Origin of the sequence: Hymenobacter aranciens, assembly GCF_030580865.1 — a bacterium.
Classification (GTDB): Bacteria; Bacteroidota; Bacteroidia; order Cytophagales; family Hymenobacteraceae; genus Hymenobacter; species Hymenobacter aranciens.
On record NZ_JAUQSY010000002.1, the window covers coordinates 538,972 to 559,099 of the forward strand.

At 58.0% G+C, this 20,128-nt stretch carries 14 protein-coding genes; 6 read left to right on the top strand and 8 right to left on the bottom strand.

Annotated features, from left to right (window positions below; all coding sequences use genetic code 11):
- Positions 1-2: 2 nt before the first annotated feature.
- Together Q5H93_RS04435 and Q5H93_RS04440 are read left to right on the top strand one after the other, a co-directional pair.
- Positions 3-3,731, top strand: a complete 3,729-nt coding sequence (locus tag Q5H93_RS04435) for a BamA/TamA family outer membrane protein (protein ID WP_305005284.1) — start codon at positions 3-5, stop codon at positions 3,729-3,731.
- 147 nt (positions 3,732-3,878) lie between these two features.
- Positions 3,879-4,868, top strand: a complete 990-nt coding sequence (locus tag Q5H93_RS04440) for a Ppx/GppA phosphatase family protein (protein ID WP_305005285.1) — start codon at positions 3,879-3,881, stop codon at positions 4,866-4,868.
- Between the two features lie 88 nt (positions 4,869-4,956).
- Here Q5H93_RS04440 and Q5H93_RS04445 read toward each other — a convergent pair whose 3' ends face one another.
- The 3 genes from Q5H93_RS04445 to Q5H93_RS04455 all read right to left on the bottom strand — a co-directional run bounded on the left by Q5H93_RS04445 (position 4,957) and on the right by Q5H93_RS04455 (position 8,351).
- Positions 4,957-5,919, bottom strand: coding sequence for an Omp28-related outer membrane protein (locus Q5H93_RS04445; protein WP_305005286.1), 963 nt, complete (start codon positions 5,917-5,919; stop codon positions 4,957-4,959).
- Between the two features lie 86 nt (positions 5,920-6,005).
- Positions 6,006-7,661 carry a DUF6029 family protein gene (locus Q5H93_RS04450; protein ID WP_305005287.1) on the bottom strand — a complete coding sequence of 552 codons (1,656 nt, stop codon included), beginning with the start codon at positions 7,659-7,661 and terminating at the stop codon, positions 6,006-6,008.
- A gap of 105 nt (positions 7,662-7,766) precedes the next feature.
- Positions 7,767-8,351 (bottom strand): TlpA family protein disulfide reductase, encoded by a 585-nt coding sequence (locus Q5H93_RS04455; RefSeq protein ID WP_305005288.1) that lies wholly within the window; start codon positions 8,349-8,351, stop codon positions 7,767-7,769.
- A 681-nt stretch (positions 8,352-9,032) separates the two neighbouring features.
- On the opposite strand from Q5H93_RS04455, the gene Q5H93_RS04460 reads away from it, so the two are divergent.
- On the top strand, positions 9,033-10,937 hold the full coding sequence (locus Q5H93_RS04460) for a T9SS-dependent choice-of-anchor J family protein (RefSeq protein WP_305005289.1): 1,905 nt from the start codon (positions 9,033-9,035) through the stop codon (positions 10,935-10,937).
- Positions 10,938-11,672: 735 nt separating this feature from the next.
- On the opposite strand, the gene ppk1 is transcribed toward Q5H93_RS04460, so the two are convergent.
- The 5 genes from ppk1 to Q5H93_RS04485 all read right to left on the bottom strand — a co-directional run bounded on the left by ppk1 (position 11,673) and on the right by Q5H93_RS04485 (position 19,029).
- Positions 11,673-14,024 (bottom strand): polyphosphate kinase 1, encoded by a 2,352-nt coding sequence (ppk1, locus tag Q5H93_RS04465; protein ID WP_305005290.1) that lies wholly within the window; start codon positions 14,022-14,024, stop codon positions 11,673-11,675.
- 315 nt (positions 14,025-14,339) lie between these two features.
- The gene (gyrB, locus tag Q5H93_RS04470) at positions 14,340-16,334 is read right to left on the bottom strand and encodes a DNA topoisomerase (ATP-hydrolyzing) subunit B (protein ID WP_305005291.1); all 1,995 of its coding nucleotides are present in this window, start codon (positions 16,332-16,334) and stop codon (positions 14,340-14,342) included.
- A gap of 248 nt (positions 16,335-16,582) precedes the next feature.
- Positions 16,583-18,070 (bottom strand): T9SS type A sorting domain-containing protein, encoded by a 1,488-nt coding sequence (locus Q5H93_RS04475; RefSeq protein ID WP_305005292.1) that lies wholly within the window; start codon positions 18,068-18,070, stop codon positions 16,583-16,585.
- Positions 18,071-18,485: 415 nt separating this feature from the next.
- Entirely contained in the window at positions 18,486-18,719 is a 234-nt protein-coding gene (locus Q5H93_RS04480; RefSeq protein ID WP_305005293.1) for a hypothetical protein, read from the bottom strand.
- On the bottom strand, positions 18,703-19,029 hold the full coding sequence (locus Q5H93_RS04485; protein WP_305005294.1) for a helix-turn-helix domain-containing protein: 327 nt from the start codon (positions 19,027-19,029) through the stop codon (positions 18,703-18,705). The genes Q5H93_RS04480 and Q5H93_RS04485 overlap by 17 nt, the downstream gene beginning before the upstream one ends.
- 197 nt (positions 19,030-19,226) lie before the next feature.
- Between Q5H93_RS04485 and Q5H93_RS04490 the strand changes: the two genes are divergently transcribed.
- The 3 genes from Q5H93_RS04490 to Q5H93_RS04500 all read left to right on the top strand — a co-directional run bounded on the left by Q5H93_RS04490 (position 19,227) and on the right by Q5H93_RS04500 (position 20,114).
- Positions 19,227-19,445, top strand: a complete 219-nt coding sequence (locus Q5H93_RS04490; protein WP_305005295.1) for a hypothetical protein — start codon at positions 19,227-19,229, stop codon at positions 19,443-19,445.
- Positions 19,439-19,633, top strand: a complete 195-nt coding sequence (locus tag Q5H93_RS04495) for a hypothetical protein (RefSeq protein ID WP_305005296.1) — start codon at positions 19,439-19,441, stop codon at positions 19,631-19,633. Before Q5H93_RS04490 ends, Q5H93_RS04495 begins: the two co-directional genes overlap by 7 nt.
- A 154-nt stretch (positions 19,634-19,787) precedes the next feature.
- Positions 19,788-20,114 carry a hypothetical protein gene (locus Q5H93_RS04500; protein WP_305005297.1) on the top strand — a complete coding sequence of 109 codons (327 nt, stop codon included), beginning with the start codon at positions 19,788-19,790 and terminating at the stop codon, positions 20,112-20,114.
- Positions 20,115-20,128: the final 14 nt, after the last annotated feature.

Below are 20,128 nucleotides of genomic sequence, written 5' to 3' on the forward strand. Positions count from 1 at the left end.
TTATGCGTTTACTCTACATTTGCCTGCTGGCGGCCAGCACGCTGACTTTCCAGCCGGTAGCCGCTCAATCGGCGCCACCGGCCCACACGGTTTTCCTGCTCGGCAATACGGCCCAGCACGAGGTTTCGCCTGCCCGCCTGCAGCAGCTGCGCCGCACCCTGGAGCAGCAAACCAGGCCTTTCACCGTCGTTCACCTGGGTGATATCGTGGCCAACGAAGGCTTAGCGAAGGGCGACACCGCCCTCGCCCAAACCGCCCGTAGCCGCGCCGATGCCCTCATTACGCTGGTCAAAGGCCTGCCGCAGGGCAAGATATACTTTCTGCCCGGCGATAAGGACTGGGCCAACTCTGGCCCCGGTGGCCTGAAAGCCGTGCGCCGCCTCGAAAAGTACATCGAGCAACAGCTACCCGGCCAGAATGCCTTCGTGCCCAGCAATGGCTGCCCCGGCCCCGAAGTGGTGGACGTGGCCCCTCTGGTGCGGCTGGTGGCTATCAACTCGCCCTGGTTTACCCACCCCTACGACCGCCCCGAAGCGCCCGACACCGACTGCAAAACACTGACCAAAGAGGAATTCCGTGAGCAGCTGCAGGACATCATGGACGACACGAAAGGCAAAAACCTGCTGCTGGCCGGCCACCACCCCGTGGTGAGCAACGGCGCGTATGGCGGGCACCAGCCGCTGTCGCGCCACCTGCTGCCGCCGGTGCTCGGCACCGTGTATGCCGCTTATCGTCAGAATGTAGGCTCGCCCCGCGACCTGGCCAATCCGCGCTACCAGGAGCTGAGTAAGGAGCTGCTGAATACGCTGTTTACGCACTCCGGCGTGGTGTATGCGGCGGCGCACGATTTCTCCTTGCAGCTGACGCCTTTGCAGGGCAATTACCATCTGGTGAGCGGCAGCTTTGCCGAAAGCCAGCACATGGGCGCCAAAGGCAAGTCGCTCTATAGCAAAAGCGAAGAAGGATATTCGACCCTCGAATACTTCGCCGACGGCACGGTGAAAACCCGATTTTTTACCTTTGAAAACGGCGACGCCCAGTCTGCGAAGGAAGCCTACGCGGGCACCCTGTTTCGCTCGCCCTGCGCGGGTGGCGATGACAAAGCTCCCGTTAACGTATTTATCACCGACTGCCCGGGTGCCGCTAAAACGCTTGCCGAAAGCAAGCCCGATGCACCCTTCCAAGCGACCAGCACCGTGGTGCCGGGGCCGGAATACAAACCAACCGGCAGCCGTAACTTCTTCATTGGCAAAATATACCGCTCGTCGTGGCTGGAGCCGGTGACGGTGCCCACCCTCGACTTGCGCACCGACAAGGGCGGGCTGCGCCCCACCGGCCGCGGCGGTGGACGCCAAACCACCTCGCTCAAGCTTATTGCCGCCGATAGCGCCGAGTACGTCTTCCGCTCCGTGGATAAGGACGTGACGACCATCCTGCCGCCGGAGCTGCGCAACTCGTTTGCGGCTGATATTCTGCGCGACATCACGGCCACGGCCAACCCCTACTCGGCGCTGCCCATCAGTTCGATGCTCGACCGGACGGATATTCTGCACGCCCGGCCCCGCCTCTACCGGCTGCCGGATAATCAGCAGCTTGGCCCCTACCGCGAGAAGTACGCCAACTTGCTCGGCACCCTCGAAGACTCGCCCAAAGACCCGAAGCCCAACCTGCCCGGCTTCGGTGGCTCGGATGAGGTGACGCGTAGCTTCGGCCTCTTCCGTAAGCTGTATAAGGACCACGACAACCGTGTGGATGCCCCGGCCCTGGCCCGCGCCCGTGCCTTCGACATGCTGGTGGCCGACTTCGGCAAGCACGAAGACAACTGGAAATGGGCCGGTTACAAACAGCCGAACGGCGGCACGCTCTACCGCCCCATCCCCCGCGACCGCGACCAGAGCTTCACCCTCTGGAACGGCCTGCTCACCTACCTCGCCAACCGCGAGTGGGCCGTGCCCAGCATCGAGAACTTCGATGATGAGTTTCACGATATGAAGAGCTTGAACTGGCCCGCGCGCCACCTCGACCGCTTCCTGCTGCAAAGCTTGAGCCGCAACGACTGGCAGGCCGCAGCCAGGTACCTCCAGGAAAAGCTGCCGCCCAGCGCCATCGACGAAGCCACGGCCACCTTCCCGCCCGAAATCCAAAAGAAGTCGGGGCTGGAAATCAACCGCAAGCTCAAAGCCCGGATTCAGGGATTACCGAATGCCATTGACGAATATTACCTGTTGCTGGCCAAGCGGGTAGATGTAGTGGGCTCCAACAAGGGCGAGGTTTTCCTGGTGGACCGCCAGGCCGACGGCAACGTGCGGGTGCAGATGTTTGACCGCGCTGGCGATACTGAAGACTCCAAGGGCCCGGCCCTGTTCGACCGAACCTTTAAGCCTAACGAAACCGACGAAGTGGGTCTCTACGGGCTCGATGGCAAGGACGTATTTCGCGTGACCGGTCAGGCGAAGAAAAGCGTGCTGGTGCGCATCATCGGCGGCGACGGCAAGGACCATATCGTGGACGAGTCGCACGTCGGCGGCCTGCGCGACCTCACCAAGGTGTATGACCTGCCCGATACCGATATGCAGCTCAGCGCGGAGGCCGACAACCACACCTCGACCCGCCCTACGGTGAATGAGTACGACCGCGAGCAGTTCGAATTCAACAGCTACCGCCCCGGCATCGGCCTGGGTTACAACCGCAACGATGGTTTCACGGCCAGCGCGGGCGTGACCTTCACGCGTCAGGGATTTCGCAAGCCGGGCTACAAAAACCAGTACAGCTTCCTACTCGAAGGCAGCACCGGCGGGCAGCGGCAGGTGACCGTGGGCACCCGCCACCGCTACGCCATCGGCAAGATTGACGCGGGCGCCTCGGTGAGCTACGGCAGCTACTTCCCGTTTTATAACTTCTTCGGCCTGGGCAACAATACCCAGCTCGACCAGGATGCCTACGACGACAAATTCTACCGCGCCCGCTACAAAGGCGTTATCCTGAATGCCTTCCTGGAACGCACTTTCTTCCAGCGCAGCGTTATCCGCGTTGGGCCTACCTACGAGAACTACACCACCGACTTCAGCACCAACAGCTACCTCGGCCAGCTGGGCAGCAGCGACATTCGCCCGAATACCAGTGACCAGAGTCTGGTGGGACTCAACGGCTTGTTCGACCTTGACCTGCGCGACCGGCAGGCCTTCGCCCGGCGCGGGGTGCGTATCCGGGTGCAGCACGACAGCTACTACCAGCTCAGCGACAACCCGGACAGCATCCAGACCAAAAAGAACCTTTTTGGCCTCACCCAGGCCTTTGCCGAGTACTACAGCACGGCCCGCCTGGGCATCCCCGTCACGCTGGTGCTGAAAGGCGGCGGCGGACAGAACTACGGCCCCAACTCCATCATTCCCTTCTATAAATTCACTAGCCTGGGGTTGCGTGAAAACCTGCGCGGCTACTACCGCAACCGTTTCACTGGCGACGCCAGCCTGTATTTCAACTCGGAGCTGCGCCTCGCCCTGGGACAAGTTCGTAACGGTTTTCTGCCCTTCTACTACGGTGTTTTCGGCTTCTACGACCAGGGCCGCGTGTACTACGACGGTGCCTCGCCCGGCGGCTGGCACCGCGGCTACGGCGGCGGTTTCTACATCGCGCCGGTGGTGGAAACGCTGGCTTTCAGCATTTCCTACCAGCAATCGGAGGAAAGCACGCTGCTGCAGTTCGGGCTGGGCTTCCGGATTGACAAGTAGTTACTGGCTGTCCGGATATTCCGGACTACTGCCGCAGTTGTCAAGTTTTACTTGACAACTGCGGCTTTTTTTGTAATTACTATGGTCAATATTGTCAACGGCGAAAATTAACCAACCAGCCGCAAGCGCCGCCGTACCTTTACGGGTATGAATTTTCCGCTCCGCAAGCTCGCCGCCATTGATATTGGCTCGAACGCCGTGCGCTGCCAGATTTCGGCCGTGCTGTTTTACGAAGGACGTTACCGCCTCAAGCGCGTCGAATATGTGCGCTACCCCATGCGGCTGGGCGAAGACGTGTTTGCCACCGGCCGCATTTCGGAGGCCAAGGCCGAGAAGTTTGTCAAGTTTCTGCACTCGCTGCGCCTGCTGATGGAGGTGCACGATGTAGCCCACTACCTCATCTGCGCCACCTCGGCCATGCGTTCGGCGGCCAACGGCGCGGCCCTGGCCAACCGCATCCGGGAGGAGCTGGGCATGTCTATCAAAATTATTGACGGGCAGGACGAAGCATTCTACATCAACCGCGTTATCGAGCATGTGCTGGAAGACAAGCGCCACTACCTGCACATCGACGTGGGCGGCGGCAGCACCGAGTTCAACATCTACCACGACCGCCGCAAGGTAGCCTCCGAGTCGTTCGAAATTGGCTCCATTCGCCGCATGCAGCAGGAAGAGGGCGGCGAGCCCAACACCATCGCCCAGGACGAGCTCTGGGCCCGCATGGAAGCCTGGGTGCGCCACAATGCCCGCCAATACCATGTGACGCGCGCCATCGGCACGGGCGGCAACATCAACAAAATCTACAGCCTCACCCCCGCCGCGCCCGACCGCCACGTCACGCGCCGCGCCATCGAGGGCGTGCTCACCCGCCTCTCGGGCCTCAGCATGAGCGAGCGGGTAAACGTGGCCATGCTCAACCCTGACCGCGCCGACGTGATTGTGCCCGCCGGGCACATCTACCTCTCGGCCATGGAATGGGCGGGCGTCAACCACATGGTAGTGCCCGATATCGGCCTCAAGGACGGCATGTTGCAGGCCTTGTTTGAGGAGTTTTTCGACGAGATGAACCCCGAGGCTGGCCACCCCGCCGTGCTACCCGTGCCCGACGTGCAGAATACGCCCAATAGTGTTGATTAAGTACTCCTCACAGACAAAAGCCCTTGGCTTCCATCCGGAGCCAAGGGCTTTTTCTGAGTGAGTAAGCCGCGCGAGGGTCGCAGCTTATCTACTGGAACTTCGATTTTACTACCTGCAGAATCTGGTGCGAGTCGGCATCGGACAAGAATACGATTACCGAGCAACTGCGCGCATTCCACTTACTGGGCGCCGCCGCCGTCGGGGCGTGGGCGGTGGTATCGGCCATCGAATAGCCGAGGTAAGTGGTGAACTGCTGCCCAGCCGTGGGTCCCATCACCTGCTGCGCGCCGTAGATGCCCGGTATGGCTGCCCGCAACACATTGTGATGCTTGTACTTTTCGGTAGTTTGGTCAGGGTTGAGGCTGCGGTTCAGACGATAATCTTTCTGCGCGCCAATTACGCTGTCTTCCACCACCATGATACCCATATTCACCTTCACGCCCGGCCGGGCCGCCAGGTATTTGGTGTTCACTTTCAGGCGCAACAGCCGCGAAACGGGGTCGAACAGCGGCGTGGCGCGCAGCTCAGCCGTGGGGCTGAGGGCCAACTGGTTGGCCACGGCATTAGGCCACAGGGAGAAAGTGGCTATCGGGCTATTGTTGGCTTCCGGAAAGGGAGCCCGGTTTACGGCGCCCTGAGGCAAGCCGCGGTTGTCAAGGTCGAGCCAAACCAGGTCGCGGGCCACGCCCTCGGCACGGAAGTCGATGGGAAAGTGCGCCCGTGGAGCAGCGAAGTAATCGGTGGCGTGTACTTCTACTCCGAACACGCGGCCGGGATACTTGCGCTCCATCGAGTCGGCCATGTGGGCGGCGCGGGGGCAGTTGCCGCAGTACTGGCCAGTGTAGTCGTCGATTAGCACATTTTGCACTACCGGCCCAGCAGGAAGCAGGGCTTCAGCCGAGTCGAGCGCCAGCGTATCGCGCCGCCCGGCCGATAGGGTCACTTTCTCCGGTTGCGGGTTGTCGATTACGTCGCAAGCCGGCAGCGCAGCCAGTCCGCCCAGTGTCAGCAGCACCGCCGGCGCCACCCAGGCAAAGGAAATCTTTTTCATAACGTCGCCCTGACGGGAATAGATTACTTAAGTTGAAGTACAACAGCTTGCCGGCTGCAATTTGTTCGGTTTGTGAGGCTGCTAGCTTAAAAGGAGCTGGTAATGGTGAGCGTCGCGCCATTGGAGGCTGGCACGTAGCGGCACACGCCGCCCACGCACACAATACCCGCGCGCTGGCGGCCGTAGCCCATCGCAATGCGCGTAGTGCCACCAATATAACCCACCTGGCCCACCAGGTAATGAATCTGCTTTTCCGGGTCGGGGTTGCCGTAATTATACTGGTCGTAAACGGTGGCGAAGAAGTGCGGCGAGTAGGAATATTCTAGCAGCGCGGCCATCCAGGAGCCCTGGTCGCGCTTGGTTTGCAGAGTTTGCAGCTCGCCGCGCAGGCTGTGGCGGGGGGTGATTTTATAGGCTACGTCGAGCACGCCCACGTGCGATTCGACGATACCGAAACCGGCCACGCCTTCCACCACGTCTTTGTTGTAGACGAAGCGGGCGTACATGGCATTCATTTTCAGCTTTGCCGTGAAACGGCGGTGGATTTCGACGTTGAAATCGCGGAAATAGCGGGCGCTGCCTACCGTAAAAAAGCCCGAAGTATAGCCTTGGCGCGCACCGTTCTCATCATGCAGCGAGTCGGTTTTCAGGCCATTTACTCCCGAGTAGTTCAGCGAGATATCTGTACCGTAGCGGCCACCAAAGCCGCCTTTGGGCACATGGTAAGTGACTTCGAGCTGGCCGCTCACTTCGCCCAGTGGCTGAGTGGCATAGGGGTAAATGCTGGCGGCCAGCAGGTAAGTATGCTGCTTGGTGAGGGCGGGCAGGAAGTTGAGCCGGGCCAAGTTGGCCGTGGCGTTACGGTCGGTACGGAAATCGAAGTTATCGACGCGCTTCAGGCCGCCCACGATGCCAAAGCCGTTGCGGGCGTAGCTGGTGGTGATGAGCAGCGACTCGCCGGCCCGGTAAATGAAGTCGTTGGCTACCGAAGGGTCGTTGGCCCGGCGGGCGTATTCAGCGTTGAAGTTGAAGCCGCCGTTGCTGATGTTGAAGCGGCCGGCACCGGCGCCCACGTTCTCCGGCAGCAGGTACTGCGAGGTGGTGGCTTCCTGATACTTGCTCACAAACGAGCCGCCCACCGTGATGCGCGTGGCCGCCGAATCGAGGCCCGGCAGCAGGTCGTTGAGGCTGACTTCGGCATCGACGCCGCGTACCGTAGCCGGGGCTTTGTCGAAGAAGTAGCGCTGCTTGCCGATGAGGCCCGTGAGCCGTACGCCGCGCACCGGCTGGATGCGCACCCGCAGCCCGTCAATGGACGTGTCGATACCCAGGTTGCGCTCCTCATAGGCCCGAAACACCAGCCCCGAGCCGAACTGCTCGTAGAAGTTGCCCACCGTGACGGCCAGACGGCCCGCATCGTACGTAGCAAACCGGTACGGAATACCCTGGCCCTTGTAGCGCTGGTCGAAGCCCTGCAACGGCGGCAGGTAAGCTTCGTAACGCACCCCGGCCGAGAACTTGCCCGCCGTCAGGATAAGGTTGGCGAAGGTGTTGTTGCGGATACGCTCCGGCACTTCGGGCGCCCCGATGGCGGGGTCGGCCTTGTAGCTCTGGATGTCGGTCTGAAAGTCGCCGTGCAACTGGGCTCCTTCGAGCAGATTATTGCCGCTTTGGGCGTGGACGGCTAGCGGCAGGGCCAGCAGAACAAAAGCGGTGGAAAGCCTGCGGTAGGCGTTTTTCATCGAAACAGGAAATAGAAAACCCAGCCGAAAGATAACGCTTTCGGCTGGGTTTTCCCGGTTAAATCTTATTAGCCGGCAGTAATCGTTTACTACCGCCACAGTTGCTTACTGGCTTATCTTCTCGCCTTTAGCCACTTTGCGCACTAGCTCCAGCAGGTAATTTTCGTCGCCTTCATTATACGCATTGTGCTGCCACACAATGTTGCCGGCCCCATCGAGCAGAAAGGTATGCGGCACGTTGTTCACGTTCAGGGCGCGCTTCAGGTCCTGGTTCTGGTCAATGTATACGGGGTACTCCCAGCCGCGGCCCTTAGCCAGCGGGCCCACTTTGGCGGCGTTGCGGGCGTCGTCGATGCTCATGGCAATGAGGGTGGCACCGGTTTCCTTCTGCAGGTCGGGAAACAGCTCGTGGATGTTGCTGAGCTCGGCAATGCAGGGCTTGCACCACGTGGCCCAGAAGCTGATGATGACGGGCTTACCTTGCCCTATCCCCGGCAGCGCACTAGTGCTGATGGGCTTGCCGTCGAGGGTGCGCACCGTCACGGCGGGCAGCTTACGGGTTTTCAGGTCGGCGTCATTTGGGGTGGCGCCCTGGGCCGGGGCCGAGGAGCCCGACTGGGCGTGGGCCGCAGGGGTGGCGCCCAACGCCAGCAGCGCTACAACAGCTGCGAGAAACGTAGATTTTTTCATGAAAAATAGAGAGCCTGAGAAAGAAGAAATCCGGCACGCCGCGATAAACAGTGGCCGGGCTTCTAAAAGTACTACGCAAACACTATTCCAAGTGCTTTGGCCGGCGTATCCCTGCTTGGCAACAGCCTTGCCTGTACCTGGCTGTCACTTCATGTTTGACAAATACTTTGCTAGTAGTGCTGGCACTCGCTTGTGTTATCCGCATTGGGCACATCAGGCGCAGGCATCAAGGCAACCGACAGGTTGCCAGATTGCTCCACCATATTTATTGCACAACGGCTATTGCCGAGGGTAGTGTTTTGTAGTGCGATGAATAGAATGTTTGCAGTAAAATAAATAGTTCACCTGCAAGCCTAAAGCGTCTTATCTAATTAGTAGGTAACCAATCTTTTCTCAATACGTTTCTTCTGCCACCATCTACCTAAAAAAAGCACATTATCAATAAAATCAGACTTTTGCAGTTCAAAAACAATAAGCAGCGTTAAAAGTTACGCGGTAGTTGACTGCTTCGCGTACGAAGCCTTTACAGCGGCGCTATCGCTACGCTTTCCAATCTGCATCTAACTGACAAGACACTTATTACCGACCGTCGATAACTGTATTGGGAAACCCGTCTTATTTGCTTATCTTTGGACACACAACATTCACCCCTTCACCCAACCATTCTCATTTTTTTCCTCGATGAAAAAAACACTACTTACCGCACTTGTGCTGGCTGCCAGTAGCGGCACTATGTACGCGCAACAGGCTCGCCTGTCCATTTTTGAAGAGTTTTCGGGCGAAAACTGCGGCCCCTGCGCCGCTTACAACCCCGCCCTCTGGTCACTCATCAGCGCCAACCCCAGCAATGTTATCCTGGTAAAGTACCAGAGCCCGATTCCATCGGCAGGCCCTATCTATAATGCCTACCGTACCGTTACCAACGCCCGCCTGTCGTACTACAGCGTTCCGTTTGCCCCCTATGGCCGCCTCAACGGCGTACAGGTAGGCGACGGCAACATCACCCGCCTTACTCAGTCTAACCTCACGCAGGCTGCCGCCGTAGCCGCGCCCTTCGCCATCACGGCCAGCCACCAGTGGATTGCCAACGGCGACTCGGTAAGTGTGACGGTGAACCTGTCGGCCCAGAGCGGCTACGCCCCTGCCGGCGCCAACCTGCGCCTGCGCGCAGCCCTTATTGAGCACCTTGAGTATGCCACCGCCCCCGGCACCAATGGCGAGCGCGAGTTTCACAACGTGGTACGCGAAATGTACCCCAACGCTGCCGGCACACAACTGGCTAACGCCTGGACTACCGGCCAGACGCAAACCCTGGTGCTGAAAGGCCGGGTGCCCTCCTACGTGAACAAGGCCGCCAGCGGCGATACCCGCGTGGTGGTGTGGGTGCAAAACGAGACGGACAAAGCAGTGCCCCAAACCGCCGTGTCGGCCTACGTAGCCCCGAGCGTCGACGCAGCCGCTTCGCTGCGCCTGCCTTCTTCGCTGGTGTGCACCACCACGCGCGCTACCATTAACCCGATAGTTGCGCTCGAAAACACGGGCACTTCGCCCCTCACTTCGGCCACTATTTATTACAAACGCGCCGGCAGCGCCTGGCAAACCTACAACTGGACTGGCACGCTGGCCGCCGCTGGCACCACCAATGTGGCGCTGCCCGCCATGACCGTAGCCCCCGGCGTGACGACGCTCATCGACTCGGTGGCCCAGCCCAACGGGATGCGCGACATGAACACGGCCAACGACCGTAACAGCTTCGTCGTAACCGCCTACGATGCCACTCCGCAGGCGCTGCCCATCATCACGGGCTTCGAAACGGGGGGCACGATGCCGCCCTTCTGGTCGCTCTATGACGCAAACGGCAACCTGCGCAGCTGGACTATCTCGGGCAATGCCACCTCCACGCAGGCTCACAATCGTAGCCGCTACATGCTACTGCACAACAACTTCGATTTTCCGGCCGGCGAAACCAACTACATTCTGCTGCCGACCGACAACGCCCCTTCCGGCCCGAAATTCCTGAATTTTTACGTGGCCCACGCCCAATATCAAACGTCGAACGATGCTCTGGACGTGGTGTATTCCACCGACTGCGGCACCACTTGGACACCGGTGTGGCAGCGCGCCGGCGCCACGCTGGCCACCGGTGTTTGGGGCACCACGGCTTTCCGCCCTACCCAAAATCAGTGGCAAGGCCACAGTGTGAGTTTGGCTGCCGTACCTGTGGGTGCAATGCTGGCCTTCCGCGCCATTAGCGACTACGGCAACAACGTGTATATAGACGATGTGGAGGTAGCTACAGCCCCATTAGCTGCCCGCACGCCAGACGACGTGAAAACGCTGACTCTGACGCCTAACCCAGCCAACATGCAGGCCGCGCTCACCTTCGAATTGCTGCGCAGCCAGGCTGTGGCCGTCAGCGTGGTGGATGAGTTGGGCCGCACGGTGCTGACGCCCCCGGCCGGGCAGTTTGGCGTGGGCAGCCAGCAGGTGACCATCAACACGGCTTCCCTGGCCCCGGGCCTCTATACTGTGCTGCTACGTACGGCCGACGGTAGCTTAGCCAAACGTCTGTCGGTGATTCGCTAGGGCCGATGTTCCCGGCAGTTCCATAACAACCATAAAGCCGCTATAAGCTTCTGCTTCTACTCAGTGGCTCCGTGACAACCGCGAAGCCCCGCTCAGAGAACATCTGACGGGGCTTCCTTGTATAACACCCGCAACAAGCGGCCTCTTGTTTTCGTCACTTTTCCCTTTTACTTTATATCCCTCGCTTTTCCCATGAAACAACGCTTCTTCGCCATCGCCATATTGGCCCTGATTTCCCTCACCAGTTACGCGGGTCAGCTGCAAGGCCTCAGCATTAGCGGTGCCCCACAGCTAACGGTTACCGGCAACTATAACCAAACCTTCGATTTGGAAGCCGATGTCGTTCTCACCAACAGCAGCGGGCGTCAGTTGCAACTGGGTATTCAACGGCAGGTACTGTCAGAAGTGCCTGGTTCCGAAAACTATTTTTGCACCAGCATTATTTGCTATACCCCATTCGTAAGCACTTCACCGGCGTCCCAGCCTGTGGTGTTGGCTAACGGAGCTTCAAACAGCGACACCCACTTCTACTACGCTCCCAACGGCAACGTGGGCATCACAACCATTCGCTACGCCGTATTCGAAATCGGCGGGCAGGATTCGGCCTACGTCACGGTGCGCTTCGATGCCCGTACGGCTCTTGCCACTGCCCCCAACCGCGCCGCCGAGTCGGTGCTAAGTCAGCCCTGGCCCAACCCGGCGGCCGCTGGCGCGGCCGCCGAACTGCGCTATCAGCTACCGGCTGGTAACACCGGGGCTCACCTCATCCTCGTATCCCTGGCCGACGGCCGCCGCGTCCGCGACATCGTCCTCCCCATCGCCCTCGCCGAAGGCAGCATCCGCCTCCGCACAGATGACATCGCGGCTGGCCTCTATAGCTGCCTGCTCGTCAGTGGCGTCGATGGCCGCGGCCAGCTCTTGGCGACGCGTCGCCTGCACATCAAGTAGGGCCAGTAAGCCTTCCGGCGTGGCGGCGGCCAATTGCGCCTCATCACGCCGGAAGAAGTCCCGATGAACGTTCACGACCGGCTCTCCTGGGGCCGGTCGTTGTCGTATATAGGCCCCATCTTCGCGCATCTGATAGCTGTTCTGATTGTCCTGCAGGTTGAGCATGAGAATATTGATGGCCTCGCGCCGAATCTGCGGGTTCACAATCAGGAACAGCGCCTCAATGCGCCGGTCGAAGGAGCGCACCATCACGTCGGCCGAGCCCGCGAAGAGCTTGGCATCGCCGCCATTATGGAAGTAGAACAGACGGGCGTGCTCCAGGTATTCACCCACGATGCTACGCACTTCAATGTTTTCGCTCAGGCCGGCCCGGCCCGGCCGCAGGCAGCAGATGCCCCGCACGATGAAGCGAATGGGCACGCCCGCCTTCGAGGCCTTGTAGAATTCATCAATCATCTCCTTGTCTTCCAAGGAGTTCATCTTCATTATGATACCACTGGGCAGCCCCTTTTTGGCATTCTTTATTTCCTCCCGAATGAGGTGAATAAGCTGCTGCCGCATGTCCTTCGGCGCCGTGATGAGGTATTCATAGTCATCAGGCTGCGAATGGCCGGTAATTACGTTGAAGAATTCCGACACATCGTGCCCGTAGGTGTCGTTGGTCGTCAGCAAACTCATGTCGGTGTAGAGGCGCGAAGTCTGCTCGTTATAGTTGCCCGAGCCAATATGCACGTAGCGCGTCACCTTTTCCCCTTCCTTGCGGATAATCATCAGCAGCTTAGTGTGCGTTTTATATTTACCCACACCATAAATTACGAAGCAGCCCGCCTTTTCCAGCCGCGCCCCTTCCCGAATGTTGCGTTCCTCATCAAAGCGCGCCTTCACCTCGAACAGCACCGAGACGTGCTTGCCATTCTCGGCCGCCTTCAGCAGCGCCGCTGATACCCGCGACTCATCCGCCAGGCGGTAAATCGTTTGCTTAATCCCCAGTACGTGCGGGTCTTCGGCAGCCTGCTCCAACAGCCGCACCATCGGCTCGATGCTATTGTAGGGGTGGTGTAGCAGCACGTCGTGGTGCTTGAGGTACTCAAACAGATTGTCCTCCGCCCCTTCCGGCAAGCTTAGCGGCTGCACTGGTGCCGGCGACTTCGTGCCCTTGCCCCGGAAATTGGGGTGGCGCACAATCTGCATCAGCCCCTTCATGTCAATCAACGAGTTGATGACAAATATGTTGCCGTTGTCGATATTCCAACGCTCACGCAGCACTTCCATCATCATCGCCGAGGCATTGGGTTCTACCTCCACGCGCACCACGCGGCCGCGCTTACGGGTTTTCAGGCCCACCTGAATTTCCTTGATGAAGTCGTTGTCAATATCTTCCGACTCTTCCAGCGTAAAATCACCGTTACGCGTGATGCGAAATAAGTTAGCCGACACAATCTCCACGTTGCGGAACAGGCGCGGCAGAAACTCGCGCACGACTTCCTCAATCGGCACAAACATCACCTTATCCTTGCGCGTGAGCTCAAAAAACCGGGTTAGATTCTGCGGAATCTGCACGAAGGTGAGCCGCTCATGCCCTTTCTCCTGGTCCGAGTCGAAACCAGTGGCTGAGGTACCCGTACGCGTCACTACGCCGAAGATAAGCATTTGATTCATCATCAGCGGGAAGCCGTGATACGAGTCGTACACCATCGGCGTGAGCAGCGGGAATACGGTATTCTTAAAAAACCCTTCCGTTTTCTTCACCTCCACCTCAGTCAAATCCTCCATTTTGAGAATGTTGAAGCCATTTTTTTCGAACTGCGGCTTCAGTTCGTTCAGGTAAGTCAGCGACTGGTCATTGACAAAGCGGTGCGCAAAATCGAGCAGTTTCCGCCGAAACGGCAGCTCGCGCAGCCCCGAATAATCGACCCGCTCCTTACCGTAGTCAAGGTAATTATAGAGCGAGCCCACGCGAATCATGAAAAACTCGTCGAGGTTAGAGCTGGTGATTCCCAGGAATTTCAGCCGGTCGAATAAGCTGCGGCTACCATCCTGCGCCTGGTCGAGCACCCGGTAGTTGAAGCGCAGCCAGCTTAGGTCGCGGCTGATATACTTGCTTTTACGGATGAGGTCGGCCGACTTGAAGAGTTTCATATAATCACGGATTTTAGCGGGTGGAGCAACTTGCCCGGCAGCGGACGGAAGCTTGTATAGGCCAGCTGCTGCTGGCACTTGGCGCAACGTTGCAACAAAATAACGAAGCTCCTGCCTTGCCAGACGGACTTCGGCAAAAGTTTTTTTTGGGTTAATTCGAAAATGGCAATAAGTGCCGCATAATCAACTTAAAATAAAAGCGCCGCCCAACCCGGGCGGCGCTTGCCATTATTACTTAAAAACAACCGTCAACAAACGCCAGCCCGCGCAGCGGGCATATCCGTTCAATCAGTTGAATCCGTTTGCATCTGCGGTCTAGACGTCGAGCTTCGCGTACTTCGCATTGCGCTCGATAAAGTCGCGGCGCGGCGCTACCTCATCGCCCATCAGCATGGAAAACAGGTGGTCAGCCTCGGCGGCCGATTCCACCGTTACCTGCTTCAGAGTGCGGGTCAGGGGCTGCATGGTGGTAGTCCAGAGCTGCTCGGCGTTCATCTCTCCCAGCCCTTTATAGCGCTGCACGCCCACGGTTTCGGGTTTGCCGCGGCCGAGGTCTTCCTGAGCCTGAGCGCGTTCTTCCTCAGTCCAGCAGTAGCGCTCCTCCTTGCCGCGCTTCACGAGGTAAAGCGGCGGCAGGGCGATGTAGATGTAGCCGCGGTCCACCAGCTCGCGCATATAGCGGAAGAAGAAGGTCAGAATCAGCGTACGGATGTGCGAGCCGTCGATGTCGGCATCGGTCATGATGATGACCTTGTGGTAGCGCAGCTTGTCGAAGTTCAGCGGGCCGGTTTCGTTGCCCTCTTCGTCAGTACCGAAAGCCAGCGACTTGCGCTCGTTGAACGTGACGCCCAGCGCGGTAATCATGTTCTTGATTTCCTCGTTTTCCAGGATTTTGTGCTCCTGGGCCTTCTCTACGTTCAGGATTTTACCGCGCAATGGCAGGATGGCCTGAAACGCCCGGTTGCGTCCCTGCTTGGCGGTGCCGCCAGCCGAGTCACCTTCCACCAGATATAGCTCGCAGATTTCGGGGTCCGAGTCGGAGCAGTCGGCCAGCTTGCCGGGCAGAGAATTCGAGCCCAGCACGTTCTTGCGCTGCACCATGTCCTTGGCCTTGCGGGCGGCGATGCGGGCCTTGGCCGCCAATATCACCTTGTCCATGATGCGGTTGGCCTGGTTAGGGTTTTCCTCCAGGTACTCGGTCAGGATTTCACCCACTACCGAGTTCACCGCACCGCTCACTTCCGAGTTTCCCAGTTTGGTTTTGGTCTGGCCCTCGAACTGCGGCTCCTGCACCTTTACCGAGATAACGGCCGTCAGACCTTCGCGGAAGTCGTCGCCGGTGATTTCCACCTTGGCTTTCTCAAACAGCTTGTGCTTGTCGCCGTAGTTTTTCAGCACTCGCGTCACGGCCGAGCGGAAGCCCGCCACGTGCGTACCACCCTCATGGGTGTTGATGTTGTTGACGTAGGAGTACACGTTTTCCTGGTAGGAAGTATTGTACTGCATAGCCACTTCCACCGGCGTGCCGCCCTTCTCGCTTTCCACATAAATGGGCTCCGAGAGCAGCGAAGGCCGCTCCTTGCCATCGAGGTAGAGCACGAAGTCGCGCAGACCGCCGGTCGAGTAAAACTCCTCATAGCGGAAGCTGCCGTCCTCCAGCTTGTCGCGGCGGTCGGTGAGGGTGATACGGATGCCCTTGTTGAGGAAGGCCAAATCGCGCAGGCGGCCGGCAATGGTATCGTAGCGGTACTCCGACTCGGTGAAAATCGACGAGTCGGGCAGAAACTGTACCTCGGTGCCGTGCTCCTCGGTATCGCCGATTTCCTTCACGTCATACTGCGGGAAGCCGATTTTGTACTCTTGCTCGTACACGTGGCCGTTGCGGCGCACGGTCACCTTCAAATCCTGGCTGAGCGCGTTCACGCAGCTCACGCCCACGCCGTGCAGGCCACCGGATACTTTGTAGGAGCCCTTGTCGAACTTGCCGCCAGCGTGCAGCACGGTCAATACCACTTCGAGGGCCGAACGGCCTTCTTTGGCGTGAAAATCGACCGGGATACCGCGCCCGTTGTCGCGCACGGTGATAGAGTTGTTTTCGTTGATGGTGACGTTAATCAGGTCGCAGTGGCCAGCAAGAGCTTCGTCAATGGAATTATCCACTACTTCCCACACCAGATGGTGCAGGCCTTTGATGCCAATATCGCCAATGTACATGGCTGGCCGCTTGCGCACGGCCTCCAGTCCTTCCAGTACCTGGATGCTATCCGCTGAATAGTCGGACTGGGCTTTTCTTTCGGTTGCTTCGCTCATCAGAACGGGGTTAAATCTAGCTTATTACAGCCACATTGGCTGCCTTTTACTGAACACTCAAAAGTACCAATTTAATCCCACTTTGCCTAGCTTTTTTTCGGCTTTTTTCCCCTGAAATACACCTTCTCCCGCGCTGTTTTTATCCCACTGCTCCGCCTCATTTGGCATCCTTCCCATTACCCCCGATTATACAAAAAAAGCCCTTCCGACTGGAAGGGCTTTTTTACTTGCAAGCAACTGAGGGCTCGTTATTCAATCACCAGCTTCTGCTGGGCGGTGCCTTCAGCCGTGCGTACTTCCAGCGTATAGAGACCTGCTTTCTGTGCGCTCAGGTCCAGCATCACAGCACTGGTATTCACTGAGGAAGCGCTGTTCAGAGTACGGTTGTACACCGTACGGCCCAGTGCGTCGGTTACCCGCACAGCCGTGTTGGCTTTCAGGCCACTATTCAGCTGCACCGTAAAGATGCCCGAGTTGCTGGGGTTCGGATACACCGAGAGGGCTTTCTGCACTGCTGCAGAATTATTGCGGGTACCAGTTACAACGCCATCCAATGCACCACCAGGAAGGAGGGTTTTGAATACACCGCCATCACCATCAGTGTTGGTGGTGAACATGCCGCCATAGCCCTGGGCATTGGCATCGAGCACGTCCATCGAAATGAACTGGCACTGGGTCTGTACATCAATCCAGTTGATGCCGTCGGTGCTGTAGGAGTAGCCACGGTCGGCCAACAAGTTCGTGGTGCCGTTCAGGAAGCGGCCAAAGCTGATAAACTTGCCTTGGGCAGCATCGAGGCCGAAGTAATAAAGACGACCAGTGGGGGTTACCGAGGTCCAGGTCAGGCCACCGTCCGTCGTCCGGGCCAGGTTTACCCGGGTTATGTTGGTGCCATTGCTCTCCGTGTTCATGCAGAGACCTTCCGAATCGCTTTTGAACGTGATGTCAACCGGCGGACCCGCAAAAGGCACGGTAGCCGTCTGCCAGGTTAAGCCAAAGTCGGTGGAGCGGAACATGCGGCTGTTGCCGCCGGGGCCACCCGTGGGGGGAGCCTGCTGGCCAGCGCCAATCCAGATAGTGTTACCGCGGCCATGGAAGGAGCGCGTCAGGCCGTATTCGCCGGGGTCAGCAATCGTTGCCAGCCCAGAGTTCGTGTTGCGAGTCCAGGTCAGGCCGCCGTCGCTGGTCAACAGCACTTCGTAGGGCGAACCTATGCCTGTGTTAGGGTTAGCATCGCCGAAAGATACGCCATGCAGGCCGTCGGGAAACATGTGCACGAGGTTGTTGAAGCCATCGGGAGCAGCAAAATTCGCGGCCGTGGTAACCCGAGCCCAGTTGGCACCGCCATCGACGGTACGCAATATCTCACCACCGGGCCCAGAAGGGGCAAACGTCGAAGCAAGTGCCACCTGCTCGCTCAGACCAAAAATATTAGAGGTCTGGAAACCAGGGTCGCTGCGGCGGGCAACCGGGCCGTAAACCAAATTCACGCCAGCTGGAGCGACGGCAGAATTGGTACGTATATACGAGTCGGTAGGGCCAGCCGTCGTGCCGCTGCCATCATAGGCAGTGGCCCACATAGTGGTGGGCGTCATCGTGTGGATGCTGGCGACGCCGGTACCGGGAGGGGTTTCGCTGGTCGTCAGCGGGTTGATAGTCTCCCAACGGGGAAGATACTGGGCCTGGCCAGACAATGCCAGCCCTAGCAGGCCCAGCGAAAGTAGGGTTTTCTTCATTAGTGAAAAAGAAAAGGGGAAATGAGATTAAAGAGACATTAAACGCGTCAAAAATGCTTCAACCGGCTTGACCGCAGCTTAGCATTTCAAGGCACAAGGTACTTATTTTGGAACAAATACTCAAACCGAATGGCGGCGCTGATGTTAATTTTTAGTTGCTAACTAATGGTTTTCAGCAAAACACCCCAAAAAATAATTAACATGCCGCTGCAGGTTCAACGGTCAAAACGAAGCCAGGGTTATCCTCTGCCGTGCTGAAGATATGCCGCTATACGTAGCAGCAGGGCCGTTTTTATCAGATAGCGGTGCGCCCGGGCAGGCTGGGGCGCTACTCTTTGTAATTAGTGGTACCCCGTAAGGGGCCACAAAACTGCCGTAACCCACAGTCAGTTGAGTAGCTCGTGTCAAACACGTGTTAAACATCTAGCCCCAGCAGCGCCAAGTAGCGGGGTTTCAGCAGCTCGCGACTGCCTGGCATTTCTTGCACATAAAACTCGCCATCATTAGCACTGCGCAGGTGAGCCCAGCAGCGAGAGTCAAAGCAATCCTGCATTGAAATCGGCTGAGCATCCTCATTGACAAAATACAAGTGGCCGGCGGCGATGGCCTGCTGGAGCAATTCCAGCGTGGCCTCAGATTTCTGTTCCATATTTCAATCGGTAGCGGTCGAGGAGTTCCATTGCGCTAATCAGCTTGCCTTGGCATTCCAAGAGCTTCTTCATAGCAACTGATTCATCCTCGGGTTGGGAACTAGGCTTATTCACTAGCTCCTTGAAGTGCATCGAGAAGTCATAACCCAGCACTTGGCCGATAGCCAAGATGCGGTCAAATGACATTTCCGGATTGCTGAAATCCAGATACAACTGGTTGCGGGATATGTGGATTTTCTCAGCAATCCTAGTGATTGACAACCCACTGTCCTTTATAACCTTGCGGACTATTTCACCTCGTGATTCCATTACGACACAAAGTTGTGTAGTCGTTTGTCCTAAACGGATTTCATTTTTCCACATCTTTAAGTTGTGTTTGTCATTTATAAATTACACTTTTGCCTATCGAAAGCGTATAACGGAGGTCCGAAAAACAAATTGTAGGCCACAAAACCCCGCTCAACCAGATGGACGCAAAAAATAAACTAAGTAAAGTCCTCTTGGAAATGGGAATCAAGCACATGGTTCCCAGCCAGGAGTTACTCGAAAAGCACCTAAGCGGCATGACGCTCCGCCGCTTCAACAAGCTGTTCAGTAATACCACTAAAAAGGAGCTGACCGCAACGGAGGTCACTCTGCTAACCAACTGGCTGAGCCGCATCAGTAATAAGCCAGCGGCCGAGATTCAACTGCTGGAGGTCGGGAAGGAGGTGGCACCATGCTAGGCAAAAGCATCCTCATCCTTTACTCTGACAGCCCGGACGACCCGCAGATGCGCACGGTACTGGCCCAACTGGAGCAAGTAACCAAGCTCCCCGTCACCATCCTGCCTTTATACCAGTTGGGCGGTAAACAGCGCAAAGCCAATGTACAGTCTGTGCTGCCCACCCTAGCCTCTATCCTGCCCAACTGATGAAAACGGGCACATTCATCCGGAGCCAGCAGGTCAGCGAACTGAATGAAGGATAGTTATGCCCATCAACTATGCTGACTACCCCAGCGACTGGCTGACAGTAATCCGCCCCCGAATCCTGGAGCGCGACGGGCACAGGTGTAAATTCTGCGGCTTGGCCAACCACCTGCTCGGGTGGCGCATCCCCCGCACGGACAGATTCTACACGCCCGAGCAATTTGCTGGTAGTCATATTCCTGCCGATGATGTGGACGTTCTGGTGAAAGTGATGGAGAAACGCCCGAAACCGTGGCGTATCGTGCTCACCATCGCTCATTTGGACCACGGATTGATTAACCACAGCGACAGCAACCTGGCCGCATTGTGCCAGCGCTGCCACCTAAATCATGACCGCAAAACCGTGAAGACCAAACGCGAACAACGCCGTCGCTACAGCCGGCGCAAAAAACAACTACCCCTCCCCTTCTTAATCCTCGCCTAGCACCAGCTCTTTTT

Coding starts and splice junctions, on each gene's coding strand:
- Q5H93_RS04460 (WP_305005289.1), top strand. CDS start 9,033: ATGAAAAAAACACTACTTACCGCACTTGTGCTGGCTGCCAGTAGCGGC.
- Q5H93_RS04450 (WP_305005287.1), bottom strand. CDS start 7,661: ATGAAAAACGCCTACCGCAGGCTTTCCACCGCTTTTGTTCTGCTGGCC.
- ppk1 (WP_305005290.1), bottom strand. CDS start 14,024: ATGAAACTCTTCAAGTCGGCCGACCTCATCCGTAAAAGCAAGTATATC.
- Q5H93_RS04475 (WP_305005292.1), bottom strand. CDS start 18,070: ATGAAGAAAACCCTACTTTCGCTGGGCCTGCTAGGGCTGGCATTGTCT.
- Q5H93_RS04490 (WP_305005295.1), top strand. CDS start 19,227: ATGGGAATCAAGCACATGGTTCCCAGCCAGGAGTTACTCGAAAAGCAC.
- Q5H93_RS04495 (WP_305005296.1), top strand. CDS start 19,439: ATGCTAGGCAAAAGCATCCTCATCCTTTACTCTGACAGCCCGGACGAC.
- Q5H93_RS04455 (WP_305005288.1), bottom strand. CDS start 8,351: ATGAAAAAATCTACGTTTCTCGCAGCTGTTGTAGCGCTGCTGGCGTTG.
- Q5H93_RS04440 (WP_305005285.1), top strand. CDS start 3,879: ATGAATTTTCCGCTCCGCAAGCTCGCCGCCATTGATATTGGCTCGAAC.
- gyrB (WP_305005291.1), bottom strand. CDS start 16,334: ATGAGCGAAGCAACCGAAAGAAAAGCCCAGTCCGACTATTCAGCGGAT.
- Q5H93_RS04485 (WP_305005294.1), bottom strand. CDS start 19,029: ATGGAATCACGAGGTGAAATAGTCCGCAAGGTTATAAAGGACAGTGGG.
- Q5H93_RS04435 (WP_305005284.1), top strand. CDS start 3: ATGCGTTTACTCTACATTTGCCTGCTGGCGGCCAGCACGCTGACTTTC.
- Q5H93_RS04445 (WP_305005286.1), bottom strand. CDS start 5,919: ATGAAAAAGATTTCCTTTGCCTGGGTGGCGCCGGCGGTGCTGCTGACA.
- Q5H93_RS04480 (WP_305005293.1), bottom strand. CDS start 18,719: ATGGAACAGAAATCTGAGGCCACGCTGGAATTGCTCCAGCAGGCCATC.